The sequence below is a fragment of the Streptomyces sp. NPDC002176 genome (assembly GCF_044903645.1).
Classification (GTDB): Bacteria; Actinomycetota; Actinomycetes; order Streptomycetales; family Streptomycetaceae; genus Streptomyces.
On sequence record NZ_JBJDQW010000002.1, the window covers coordinates 700,467 to 712,821 of the forward strand.

Sequence of the window (12,355 nt, forward strand, 5' to 3'; positions counted from 1 at the left end):
GAGTCTCCTTTCGTGGGCTGGGCTCAGGCGGGTAGGGGGAGTTGGACGCTGATCTCGGTGCCGGAGGCGTGGTCGCCCCGGCCGATGTGGATACGCGCCCCGGCGGACTCCGCTCGCTCGGCCATGCCGAGCAGCCCGAAGTGACCGGCGCCGCGCAGGGTTTGGAGGGTGATGCCCGCCGGGAGGCCCTTGCCGTCGTCGTGGATCGAGAGGGAGAGGGTGCCGTTCTGGACGCCCGCGGTCACGACGACCTGGGTGGCGTTGGCGTGGCGGTGGGCGTTGTCCAGGGCTTCGGCGGTGAGGGCGAGGAGGGCGCGGGTGGGGGGTGGGGGGAGGTGCGGGATCGGGTCGCCGGTGAGGTGGCAGGTGACGGGGAGACCGGTGCGGGCCGTGAAGTCGGCGGCCTGGAGGTTGAGTTGCGGCCACAGGGGGGCGTGCGGCGCCTCTTCGCGGAGGTCGGTGAGGAGTTCGCGGGACTCCGCCGCCGCCCGGCGGGCCGAGCGGGCGACCAGTTCCGCCTCCTGGCGCAGCCGGGCGGGGTCGGGGGTGGCGGACGAGGCGGTGGTGGCGAGGGCGTCGGAGGCGAGGGCGACGCCGTGCAGGGTCTTGGCGAGGGAGTCGTGCATCTCGCGGGCCAGGCGGGCCCGTTCGGTCTGTACGGCCTCCGCCGCGGCCAGTCGCGCGCGTACGGCCGTCAGGGCGTGGGTGGCGGTGCCGAGCCGGAGCATCAGGTTGCGCAGGGTGGAGCCCATCGCGCCGGTGATGACGCACAGGCCGGGCAGCAGCAGGGTCTCGGCGAGCCCGGTGTGGCGTCCGGCGTCCAGGGTGGCGTGCACGAGGAGCAGGATCAGCGACTGGAGCGAGGCGAAGCAGGCGGCACCGCGCCAGCCGTAGAGGAGCCCGGCCAGCAGGGGGGTGCAGACGCTGACGTAGGCGAGGGTGGTGTCCGGCCCGGCGGAGACGAGGAGGAGCGAGCCGAAGAGGGTGTCGGCGGCGAGCAGGCTGGGGTGGCGCAGCAGGAGGGGTCCGAAGCGTCCCCAGTCGCGGAAGAGCACGTACGACACCATGAACGTGACGACGACGGCGGCGCCGACCAGCCGGGCCCCGAGTCCGGGCGCCGCGTTGAGCAACGCCGCCGGAGCCGCCAGTACGATCATCGCCAGCCGGAACCCGAACACCTGCCGCCCCACGGCTTGCAGCGCCCGTACCTGAAGCCCCTCGGAGGGCGCGGGAAGGCCGGGACCGGCGACCGGTGTCCCGCCCGGCCCGGCCGCATCAGCGCCCTCCGCCTCCGGCCTCCGCGTCATGACCCGACCTCCCCCCGTACTCATTCCCCCTCACTCCCCCGCCAACGACCCGAAGTCCACCCCCGACCCCAGCAGCAGCCCCGCTCCCAGGAGCAGCATCGTGGCCGGGACCATGAACGTGGTGATCATCAGCGTGGCCTTGGGGACCGCGCGGGCGGCCTTGCGGCGGGCGTTCTGGGCGTCGGTGCGGCGCATGTCCTTGGCCAGGGAGACGAGGGTGTCGACGATGGGGGCGCCGAGTTCCTCGCCCTGCTGGAGGGCGGTGACGAACATGGCGACCTGTTCGGAGTCGTTGCGGCGGCGGAGTTCGGTGAAGGCTTGGCGGCGGGTCATGCCGAGGTCCATCTGGCGCAGGGTGATGCGGAGTTCGTCGGCCCAGGGACCCTCGTAGTGGATGGAGACGCGGTCGAGGGCCTGGCGGAAGCCGAGGCCCGCGCTGACGACGACGGCGAGGACGTCGAGGAAGTCGGGGAGGGTCCGTTCGATGACGTCCCGGCGGACCCGGATCGCCGACCAGATGCCGACCTCGGTCCAGAAGGCGCCGAAGGCGAGGAGGAGAAGGGCGGCGAACCACTGGCCCCGGAGGAGGAAGACGAGGAAGCCGAGGGTGCCGAGCGCGCCGTAGACCGCGCGGCGGGCGGCGTAGCGGTCGATGGTGAGGCCGCCGGGGTTGCCCGCGAGGTCGATGCGGCGGCGGTAGCGGGCGACCAGGCCGGGGCCCATGAGGCGCAGCACGAGGGGCGCGTACCGCATGCCCATGCGGTCGATGACGGAGCCGACCGCGCCGGTGCGGGAGGCGCCGATCTCCAGGGCGACGGCGAGGTCGCCGGGCAGCTTGGTCTCGGCGCGGTACATGCGGACGCCCGCGAAGGCGCCCCAGACACCGAGGGCCGCCAGCAGGGCGAGCAGGAGTGTCATCCGGTTTGTCATCCCCTCACACGTCGATCCGGCTCATGCGGCGGATGAGGACGAACCCGACCGCGTACAGGGCGAAGGCGACGATCACGCAGCCCTGGCCGACCGTGGAGCCGGTCAGGCGTTCCAGGGCGCCGTCCTTGACGCCGTTCATCAGGAAGAGCGCGCCGACGCCGAGGGCGGGGACGGCGTACGAGGTCATGGTGACCTGGGAGAGCTGGGTGCGGATCTCGCGCCGGGTCTCCTTGCGCTCCTCCAGCGTCTCGGTGAGGTTGCGCAGGGCGGAGACGACCTGGCCGCCCGCCCGGTTGGAGAGCACCAAGGTGGTGACCAGGACGACGAGTTCGCGGGAGGGCAGCCGGGCGGCGAGTTCGCCGAGCGCGTCCTCCATGGAGTGGCCGATCGCCAACCGGTCGGCCACTTGCGAGAGTTCCTCCCCGGCCGGGGCCTCCAGCTCCTCGGCGGCCATGCCGATGGCGGTGCGCAGGGCGAGTCCGGCCTGGGTGGCGTTGGCCAGAATGCGGGCAAGTTCGGGGAGTTGGTTGATGAAGCGCTCGATGCGTTTCTGGCGCTGCCAGTTGAGGAACTGCACGGCCGCCCAGATGCCGAGGAGTCCGGCGATGGGGCCGAAGAAGGGGGCCAGGGTGGCCTGGCCGACCAGCCAGAGCGCGGCGACCGCGGCGAGCATCCCGGCGAAGAACTCACCGGGGGTGAGGTCGAGTCCGGTGGCGGCGAGCCGGAGTTCCAGCGCGCGGCCCAGCGAGGTGCGGCGCAGTCTGCGGTCCAGCCCGCGGAAGCGGCGCCTGCGGCCGCCCGCGGACACCTGGTCGGCGTGCGCGAGCCGGTCCTCCAGGGCGGCGCGCCGGGCCCGCCCGGACGCGTAGGTCTGCAGGCCCGCGACGGCGAGGACGCAGGTCAGCAGGGTGACGCCGGTGGTGAGCTGGGCGAGGGTGGACAGATCCATGGGCCTACCTGGCTTCTCGGACGGCGAGCTGGTCCGCGGTGTGGGCGACGCCGAACGCCTGGGGCACGGGCTGGCCCGCCATGTAGAGGCGGTCGGCGGTGCGGCGGGGCAGCGGGAAGTACTGGAAGGCGCCGTGGACCTGGCCGTCGGCGGTCATGGGGCGGGCGTCGAAGCGGGCGACGGTCGCCAGCCGGTACGGCTCTCCGCCGTGGCTGTCGAGCAGGGCGACCTCGGTGATGCGGCGGGCGCCGTCGGCGAACCGGGTGAGCTGGACCAGGACGTCGACGGCGCTGTTGATCTGGTCGTGCAGCGCGGCGAAGGGCACCTCGACGTCGGACATGGAGGCGAGGGTCTGGAGCCGGGTGAGGGCGTCCTCGGCGCTGTTGGCGTGCACGGTGGCGAGCGAGCCGTCGTGGCCGGTGGACATGGCCTGGAGCATGTCCAGGGACTCCCCGCCGCGGACCTCGCCGACCACGATGCGGTCGGGCCGCATGCGCAGCGAGTTGCGCACGAGGTCGCGGATGGTGACCTGCCCGCTGCCCTCGACGTTGGGCGGGCGGGACTCCAGCCGGACGACGTGCGTCTGCTGGAGCTGGAGTTCGGCGGAGTCCTCGATGGTGATGATGCGCTCGTGCGCCGGGATCAGTCCGGACAGGGAGTTGAGCAGCGTGGTCTTGCCGGTGCCGGTGGCGCCGGAGACGATCACGTTGAACTTGGCCTGCACCAGCCCGGCGAGCAGCAGCAGCATGTGGTCGTCGAGCGAGCCGAAGCCGATCAGCTCCTTCAGGGTGTAGGAGCGCGGGAAGCGGCGGATGGTGAGGACGGGGCCGCTGAGGGAGAGCGGCGGGATGATGACGTTGACGCGCTCGCCGGACGGCAGCCGGGCGTCGACCATCGGATTGGACTCGTCCACGCGGCGGTTGACGGTGGAGACGATGCGTTCGATGGTCTGCATCAGCTGGTCGGCGGAGGCGAAGCGCAGCGGCAGCCGTTCGACCCGGCCACCGCGCTCGACGAAGATCGAGTCGGGCCCGTTGACCATGATCTCGGTGACGGAGGCGTCCTCCAAGAGGGGTTCCAGGATGCCGAGGCCGAGCGCCTCGTCCACGACACGGCGGATGAGTCCGGCGCGTTCGGCGGTGGAGAGCACCGGGCCCTCGCGGCTGATGATATGACCGAGGACGCGTTCCAGCCGGGCCCGGCGTTCGGCGGCGGCGAGCGAACTCATCTCCGCGAGGTCGATCTCCTGGAGCAGCTTGGCCCGGTAGGAGGCGACCAGGTGTCCGTCCTCGCCCCGGCTGCCCTGCTCCTCGGGGGAGTTGATGCGTGCCCGCAGGCTCATGGGACGGCCCTCCTCAGTGGTCGAGCGGCATGGTGGCGGACTTGACGGCGTCGCCCAGGCCCCAGCCGGGCACGACCTGGGGGATCTTGACGGTCGCGGTCACGGTGACCGAGTCCGCGCCCCCACCGCCCTCCGCGCAGGACACGCTGAGCCCGCCGCTGACCGCGGCCGCGCACGCCCCCTGCGCGCCCTGGTGCAGCGAGGCCGCGCGCGCCCCGGCCCGCGCGGCGGTACCGGCCTGCTCGGCGGCGTAGGCGACGGCGCCGATCTGGATGCCGGCGAGCCCGACGATCAGCAGCACGGGGACGAACCCCAGGTACTCGATGGCGACCTGGCCCCGGTCGCGGGAGCGGATGCGGCGCATCTCAGTCCTTCACCTCCTCCACGGCACCGGCGTGGCCGTGCACCGTGACCGGGAAGTCGATGGAGCCGGGGAAGAGGACGGGCACCCTGAGATCGACGTCGGCGGTGACGAAGCCGGTGCCGCCGCACCGGGGCACCGTCGCACCGCTCCGCCACTCCCCCGACAGGTCCTCCAGGGCGGCCGTACGGCAGGCTCCCTCGCGGGCGCCCCGAGGGGCCGCCGTGCCCGCCCGCACGCCCTCGTCGGCGGCGTTCCCGGCGAGGGTGAAGGCGTAGCCGACCAGCACGCACTGCCACATCAGGACCAGGGTCAGCACGATCAGCGGGGTCATGCCGAGGAACTCGATGGCCACCTGTCCCCGGTCCTGCCGTAACCTGCCGCGGCGCCTCATACCTACTCCTTCCGCCGCCGGAAGCCCACGGCTCCCCGGTCGCCGCCGCGCTGTCGGCCGCCCCGGTGGGCGGGGCCGTCGGGCGCCCTGGCCAGGCCCAGTTCCCCGGCGAGGGCCCACAGGGCCTGGCGTACGGTGCTGCGGGCGTCGAGTTCGTGCACGCGTCCGGCGTCCACCACGCCCTGCAGCTCCTTGAAGGCGGCGGGGACGGTGGTGCGGGCCAGGGCGGTGCCGGTGATGCGCTGGATCAGCGCGGGCTGGATCTCGGTGACGCGGGTGTACCGGTTGACCACGACGGTGGTCTCCTCGGCCTTGCGGATCTGGAGCCGGTCCCACATCCGCACGGTCCGCTTGGCGGCGCGTACCGAGACCACGTCGGGCGTGGTGACCAGCAGCGCGGTGTCGGCGCCCTCCACGGCGGCCGCGGTGGCCCCGGTGAGCTGGGCGCCGCAGTCCAGGACGACGACCTCGTAGCGGGCGCGCAGGGCGTGGATGATCTGGCGGACGGCGCGGTCGGTGACCTCCTCGCCGCGCTCGCCCTCGCCGGGCGCCAGCAGCAGGGCGAGCCCGGTGTCGTGGCGGTAGACGGCGTCGGCGAGGACGCGCGGGGAGATGTCGGCGATGGCGGCGAGGTCGGCGACCGAGCGGCGGAACTGGATGTCCAGGAAGGAGGCCACGTCGCCGGTCTGCAGGTCGAGGTCGGCCAGCGCGGTGGACCGGCCCGAAGCCTGTGCGGCGAGGGCGAGTTGGAGCGCGACCGTGGTGGTGCCGGTGCCGCCCTTGGCTCCGCTGACCGTGATCACCGTGCCGCCGGGGCCGCTGAGCACGTCGGCCCCGCCGTGCCCGAGGTGGCGGCGCACCCCGCTGGACCACTGGGCCACGGCCTGCACCCGGTGCGCGAGGTCCTCGTAGGCCAGCGGCAGCCCGACCAGGCCGCGGGCGCCCGCGTCCATCGCGGCGGCGAAGAGCGCGGGGCCCGCGTCGGTGGTGACGAGGATGACGCCGACGGCCGGGAAGCGCAGCGCTATGTCCCGGATCAGCTCCAGCGCCGGTACGGGGCCGATGCGTTCATGGACGACGACGACCTCGGGGAGTTCGTCGACCGACTCGGCGGCGAGCCGGGCCAGGGTGTCGATCAGCTGGGTGGAGTCGGTGACCGGGGGGACCGGTTCGGCGTCCGGGAGCTGGCTGAGCAGGGTGGTCAGGGAGCGTACGGCGTCCGGGTCAGCGCCGGCCGGCAGAATCCTGGTGGGCATGCGGGCCGCCTCTCACTTGTCCGTCGCGAGTTCATAGGTGCGCTCGCGGGCCGGTATCTCCGACGCGCCGCCGGGGGCGACCAGGGCGAGCCGGACCCGCTGGGCGAAGGACTCGGCGTAGGTGACGCGCTGGGCGTCCAGGGCGGACAGCGCGAAGGTGATGGGGACGGCCTTGGTGGGCTGGCTCTGCTGGTCGCGGTCCCGGTCGGGTTCGAGGTCGCGGATCTTCCCGAGGTCCAGGACGCGGGCGTTGGTGACGATGATCTTCGACTGGTCGGGGTCGCCCTCCTTCTTGCCCTCGAAGGTGGCGTAGACGTTGACCTTCGCACCGGGGGTGATCTTGCCCGCGACGCCCGTGGCCGCGTCGACCATGATGGCGACCTCCTGCTGTCCCGGCTGCAGTTCGGGCTGGTCGACGACCATGTCGGTCTGGAGCAGGGAGCCCGCGCGCAGGGTGGTGACCGCGATCTTGCCGCGCAGCTGGGCGAGGTCGGTGACGGCGTTGGCGGACAGCCACCGTTTGGGCATCCGGATCTTCTCGAACTGGTCCGCGCCCAGGGCGGTGTACGGCTGGACCGCGGACTTGACCCGGTACGCGGTGACCTCGGGGCCGACCTTGGAGCGCACGTCCTGGATGACGGAGAGCACGCCCGCGAAGGCGCCCAGGGCACACAGGACGGAGAGGATCAGGAGTATGACGCCGCGGCGCTGACGGGAGTTCATGAACCGTGCAACCTCATTGGGGGAATCGGTCGTGCGGGACGGGAGCGTGGTCCGGGTCGGTTCAGGCGGGGGTGCGCCCCTGGAGGGCGTGCGGCGGATGCTCGGGCGGGGAGGCGGAGCAGAAGACACAGCGGTCGCCGATGACGTCGAGACCGCACCAGTGACAGCTGGACTGCCGGACCGAGGTGACGAGTTGGTAGAGCACCGAGAGGTCGGCGAGGTAGCCGCAGAACTCGATCATCCGGCCGGTGCCCCACCAGACGGGGGACTCGGCGGGCAGCGGGGTCTCGCGCAGTCCGTGCGCGCCCCAGTCGCCCGCGAAGCCGGTGATCCAGTCGGACTGCAGCTGGCCCTTGGCGAGCAGCATCCAGGTGCTGAACTCGGGGCCCTTGAGGGTGGCGCCGGGCACGGCCTTGACGAGCTGGGGCTCGGGGTGCGCGACGACGGCGAACTGGGCTCCGGGCACCCAGGACTTGGCGTGGGCCTTGAGTCCGACGGGGACGTGGTCGAGCCGGGCGACCGAGCCGAGTACGGCACCGGCGTGGATGTAGTGGGTGAGCAGCCGCCCGGCGCAGGCGAGCACACCGGGACTGAGGTCGCAGGTGGCGAGCTGGCGTAACTGCCGGGCGAGGACCGCGACGCCGAGCGGCGGCAGTTCCGGCCGGAACACGGCGATACGGTCGCTCTCCAGCAGGGAGCGCAGGGTGTGCAGTCGGCGCAGCACCGGCTCGGGGGTGGCCTTGGAGCACAGCACGACCAGATAGCCGAACTGGTCCACCACGGCCTGGACTTCGGCGAGGGTCTGGTCCAGCGGGCGCTTGTCGAGATCGCGCAGCACGACGGCGGGCATGGTCCGCTCGTCCTGCGCCGGCAGTGCCAGGTCGGCACTGGTCACGGCGATGGCAGTTGGCACGCGCAGCTCCCCGCTCTTCGCACCCTCCGGCCCACCGGCGCGGTTCCCCTCGGGCCATGACGACTTCGTTGCGTGACTACGTGAGCACTGTATCCACGCCTGGATCACGGGAGAACAGCGTTTGTGTAGCTCGTGGGGAACTCTCCGGTCACAACTTGCTTCAAAACGGGACAGGTTGTGCGGCGAGGTCAGGGGTGATTCGCACGCCACCCCTTGACAGCGGAATTGGTCTGGACCAACTTGTAGACACACTCCCCGCGAACTCCCCCACTGGAGGCTCCAGTTGGACCTCGTATCTGTCATGCCCGCGTCTGGCGGGCGCGGCCGGGCCCGCGCCTGGTCGGTGACCGCCGCTCTCGCCCTCGCCGTGGCGGGGCTGGCCGCCGCTCCCGCCGCCGCGGCGGACGTCAACAACGCCAGGAACGCGGGCTTCGAGTCGGGCCTGTCCAACTGGACCTGCTCGGCGGGCAGCGGGACGACCGTCTCGTCCCCGGTGCACGGCGGCTCCGCCGCGCTGAAGGCCACCCCTGCCGGGCAGGACAACGCCCAGTGCACGCAGTCGGTGGCGGTCAAGCCCAACTCCACGTACACGCTGAGCGCCTGGGTGCAGGGCGGGTACGCCTACCTCGGGGCGACCGGCACCGGCACCACCGACGTGTCGACCTGGACCCCGGACAGCCCGTCATGGAAGCAGCTCTCGACGACGTTCACCACGGGCTCCGCCACCACCTCGGTCACCGTGTACACCCACGGCTGGTACGGGCAGGCCGCGTACTTCGCCGACGACGTGCAGGTGCAGGGCCCGGACGGCGGCGGGGGCACTGACCCGGCGCCGACCAAGCCCGCCGCGCCGGGCGGCCTCGCGGTGTCCGGCACCACCTCGTCCTCGGTCTCGCTGGCCTGGAACACGGTGTCCGGCGCGACCGGCTACAACGTGTACCGCAACGGAACCAAGGTCACCGCGGTGAGCGGCACCTCGGCCACGGTCACCGGGCTCGCGGCGTCGACCTCGTACTCCTTCCAGGTCACGGCCACCAACTCGGTCGGTGAGTCGGCGAAGTCGGCCACCGTGAACGCGACCACCACCTCCGGCGGCGGCACCGGCCCCAAGGGCGACCTGCCCAAGCACGCGGTGACCGGGTACTGGCAGAACTTCAACAACGGCGCGACCGTGCAGAAGATCTCCGACGTGCCCGCCGCCTACGACATCGTCGCGGTGGCCTTCGCGGACGCCACCTCCACGCCGGGCGCGGTCAGCTTCAGCCTGGACTCGGCCGGGCTGAACGGCTACACGGTCGACCAGTTCAAGGCCGACATCAAGGCCAAGCAGGCCGCGGGCAAGAAGGTCATCGTCTCCGTCGGCGGCGAGCGCGGCACGGTCGCGGTCAGCGACACCGCCTCGGCGAACAACTTCGCGGGCTCGGTGTACTCGCTGATGCAGACGTACGGGTTCGACGGGGTGGACATCGACCTGGAGAACGGGCTGAACCCGACGTACATGACGCAGGCGCTGCGCTCGCTGTCGGGCAAGGCGGGCTCGTCGCTGATCATCACGATGGCGCCGCAGACGATCGACATGCAGTCGACGTCGGGTTCCTACTTCCAGACGGCCCTGAACATCAAGGACATCCTCACGGTCGTCAACATGCAGTACTACAACAGCGGTTCGATGCTGGGCTGCGACGGCAAGGTGTACAGCCAGGGCTCGGTGGACTTCCTGACCGCGCTGGCCTGCATCCAGCTGGAGGGCGGGCTCGCGCCCTCGCAGGTGGGCATCGGCGTCCCGGCCTCCACCCGGGGCGCGGGCAGCGGCTATGTCTCGCCCACCGTGGTGAACAACGCGCTGGACTGCCTGGCCAAGGGCACCGGCTGCGGCTCCTTCAAGCCGTCCCGGACCTACCCGGACCTGCGGGGCGCGATGACCTGGTCGACCAACTGGGACGCGACGGCGGGCAACGCCTGGATCGGCGCGGTCGGTCCGCACGTGCACGGGATGCCGTAGCGGTACCGGAGAAACGGGCGGTGCCCCGGCTTCCCTCAAGGGAGGCCGGGGCACCGCCGTCGTTCACTCCGACTCGAAGTACGCGTCCAGTACCGCGTCCATCCCGGCGTCCCACTCCGCGAACTGCGCGCGGGAGGCGGCCTCGATCTCGATCGGGTACCAGCGGCGGTCCGGGGTGTGCACCGTGACGGTGAAACGCTTGCCGAACCGGGCCGTCTCCGTCTCCACGGCGGCGATCTCCGGCCAGCCGAACTCGCACTCCTCCGCGTCCAGGCTGAGCCGTACGCCCCGCCGGTCCGCGACTATCCGCGCCCGGCGGTCGGCGGCCTCGAAGACGGGGCCGTCCTCGGCGGGCTCGTCCGTGGACTCGACGGAGTCGACGGCCTCCGGAACGGATTCCCCGACGGATTCCTCAGGCGCCGAACTCCCTTCCGCCTCGGCCGAGTCGGCCGCTTCGGCCGTCGGCTTGGCGTCCTCCGGTTCCCCCTGGGCGGCGGAGCCCGTCAGACCGGGGATGAAGGCCGGGTCGAACCCGGCACCCGTGACGGGCTCGCCCTTCAGGGGCTGGCTGCTCGATCCTATGCGCTGCTCCACGGCGGCAGTATGGACGACTTCCCTGTGCCGGAACCACCCGGCGCTCCATTCCCGCCTGTATCCCACCGGTAAGTCCCCCGTCGTGCCCCCGTCGTGTCCGTCAGACGAACAGGCTGACGACCGCCGCGACCGCGAACCCGGCGACGGAGAGGACCGATTCGAGGACCGTCCAGGTCTTCAGGGTGTCGCGTTCGGTGATGCCGAAGTACTTGGCGACCATCCAGAACCCGCCGTCGTTGACGTGCGAGGCGAAGATGGAACCGGCGGAGATGGCCATGATGACAAGGGCGGTGAACGCCTGGGAGTGGTCGCCCTCGGCGAGCAGCGGGGCGACGATGCCCGCCGTCGTCACGATGGCGACCGTGGCCGAGCCCTGGGCGACCCGCAGCACCAGCGAGATCAGGTACGCCAGCACGATCACCGGCAGCCCGACGCCGTTGAAGGTGTCCGAGAGGGCCTGGGCGACCCCGCTGGCCTTGAGGACGGCGCCGAAGACCCCGCCCGCGCCGACCACCAGCAGGATGTTGCCGACCGGCTTCAGGGAGGCGGTGGAGACGTTCTCCAGGGACTTGCGGGACCAGCCGCGCCGGATGCCGAGCAGGTAGTAGGCGAGCACCAGGGCGATGGTGAGGGCGACGAAGGGGTGCCCGAAGAACTCGATGACCGAGCGCACGGTGGACGGGTCCAGCGCGACCGAGGAGAAGGTCGCGGCCAGGATCAGGACCAGCGGGGTGCCGATGATGGCGAGGACCGTGCCCAGCGGGACCGGCTTCTCGGCCGGTTCCACGCCCGAGGCGCGCTGCTCGGCGAGGACCGCCTGGCGGGCCTCCTCCGCCGCCTCGACCATGTCCTGCGGGATGGGCACGAAGATGCGTCGGCCGATCCATGCGGCGAACGCCCACGCGGCCAGCACCGCCGGGATGCCGCAGATGACGCCCATGAGGACGACCCAGCCGAGCTGCACGTGCAGCAGTCCGGCCGCGGCCACCGGGCCGGGGTGCGGGGGCAGGAAGGCGTGGGTCATGGACAGGCCCGCGAGCAGCGGCAGGCAGTACAGCAGGATCGACTTGCCGCCCCGCTTGGCGGCCGCGTAGACGAGCGGCGCGAGGACGAAGATGCCGACGTCGAAGAAGACCGGGATGCCGAAGATCAGGCCGGTCAGGCCCATGGCCAGCGGTGCCCGCTTCTCCCCGAACAGCCGCAGCAGGCGCCCCGCGAGGACCTCGGCGCCGCCGCTGACCTCCAGGATCGCGCCGAGCATGGTGCCGAGGCCGATGATGATGGCGACGTGGCCGAGGATGCCGCCCATGCCGGACTCGATGGTGGAGACGGCGTCGGAGCGCTGGACGGTGCCGAAGAGTTCGGTGACCGAGAGACCGGCGAGCAGGCCGACGGTTATGGACACCGTGAGCAGTGCGACGAACGGCTGCAGCCGGACCTTGATGATCAGGAAGAGCAGCAGGGCGATACCGATACCGGCGACGGTGAGCAGGCCGGGGGTGCCGTCCAGCAGGAGGAGCAGTCCTCCGGTGTGGGGTGGCGCGGCGGGCGCGGGTGCGGCGAGCGGAAGGGACATGAGAGGGC

At 72.0% G+C, this 12,355-nt stretch carries 12 protein-coding genes; 1 reads left to right on the forward strand and 11 read right to left on the reverse strand.

Features of this window, described 5'->3' with window-relative positions; genetic code table 11:
• Positions 1-23: 23 nt before the first annotated feature.
• The 9 genes from ACI2LY_RS11425 to ACI2LY_RS11465 form a co-directional block, all read right to left on the reverse strand.
• Positions 24-1,331, reverse strand: a complete 1,308-nt coding sequence (locus ACI2LY_RS11425) for a sensor histidine kinase (protein ID WP_404706958.1) — start codon at positions 1,329-1,331, stop codon at positions 24-26.
• Positions 1,332-1,337: 6 nt separating this feature from the next.
• Complete coding sequence (locus ACI2LY_RS11430) at positions 1,338-2,225, reverse strand: DUF5936 domain-containing protein (protein ID WP_404706959.1); 888 nt, start codon at positions 2,223-2,225, stop codon at positions 1,338-1,340.
• A gap of 16 nt (positions 2,226-2,241) precedes the next feature.
• The gene (locus ACI2LY_RS11435) at positions 2,242-3,186 is read right to left on the reverse strand and encodes a type II secretion system F family protein (protein WP_404706960.1); all 945 of its coding nucleotides are present in this window, start codon (positions 3,184-3,186) and stop codon (positions 2,242-2,244) included.
• Positions 3,187-3,190: 4 nt separating this feature from the next.
• On the reverse strand, positions 3,191-4,528 hold the full coding sequence (locus tag ACI2LY_RS11440) for a CpaF family protein (RefSeq protein ID WP_388996180.1): 1,338 nt from the start codon (positions 4,526-4,528) through the stop codon (positions 3,191-3,193).
• A 13-nt stretch (positions 4,529-4,541) separates the two neighbouring features.
• On the reverse strand, positions 4,542-4,892 hold the full coding sequence (locus ACI2LY_RS11445) for a TadE/TadG family type IV pilus assembly protein (protein WP_404706961.1): 351 nt from the start codon (positions 4,890-4,892) through the stop codon (positions 4,542-4,544).
• 1 nt (position 4,893) lies between these two features.
• A complete protein-coding gene (locus tag ACI2LY_RS11450) occupies positions 4,894-5,283 on the reverse strand; it encodes a TadE family protein (protein WP_404706962.1) in 390 nt (129 codons plus the stop codon).
• 2 nt (positions 5,284-5,285) lie between these two features.
• Complete coding sequence (locus tag ACI2LY_RS11455; protein WP_404706963.1) at positions 5,286-6,539, reverse strand: CpaE family protein; 1,254 nt, start codon at positions 6,537-6,539, stop codon at positions 5,286-5,288.
• 12 nt (positions 6,540-6,551) lie between these two features.
• Positions 6,552-7,262, reverse strand: a complete 711-nt coding sequence (cpaB, locus tag ACI2LY_RS11460; RefSeq protein WP_404706964.1) for a Flp pilus assembly protein CpaB — start codon at positions 7,260-7,262, stop codon at positions 6,552-6,554.
• 61 nt (positions 7,263-7,323) lie between these two features.
• Complete coding sequence (locus tag ACI2LY_RS11465; RefSeq protein ID WP_393915799.1) at positions 7,324-8,175, reverse strand: hypothetical protein; 852 nt, start codon at positions 8,173-8,175, stop codon at positions 7,324-7,326.
• A 301-nt stretch (positions 8,176-8,476) separates the two neighbouring features.
• On the opposite strand from ACI2LY_RS11465, the gene ACI2LY_RS11470 reads away from it, so the two are divergent.
• Positions 8,477-10,177, forward strand: coding sequence for a chitinase (locus tag ACI2LY_RS11470; RefSeq protein ID WP_404706965.1), 1,701 nt, complete (start codon positions 8,477-8,479; stop codon positions 10,175-10,177).
• Positions 10,178-10,240: 63 nt separating this feature from the next.
• Here the strand turns inward: ACI2LY_RS11470 and ACI2LY_RS11475 are convergent, their stop codons facing one another.
• Both ACI2LY_RS11475 and ACI2LY_RS11480 read right to left on the reverse strand, forming a co-directional pair.
• Positions 10,241-10,771 carry a hypothetical protein gene (locus ACI2LY_RS11475; RefSeq protein ID WP_404706966.1) on the reverse strand — a complete coding sequence of 177 codons (531 nt, stop codon included), beginning with the start codon at positions 10,769-10,771 and terminating at the stop codon, positions 10,241-10,243.
• A gap of 100 nt (positions 10,772-10,871) precedes the next feature.
• Positions 10,872-12,347: a GntP family permease gene (locus tag ACI2LY_RS11480; protein ID WP_404706967.1), complete on the reverse strand. Its 1,476-nt coding sequence runs from the start codon at positions 12,345-12,347 to the stop codon at positions 10,872-10,874.
• Between the last annotated feature and the right edge of the window lie 8 nt (positions 12,348-12,355).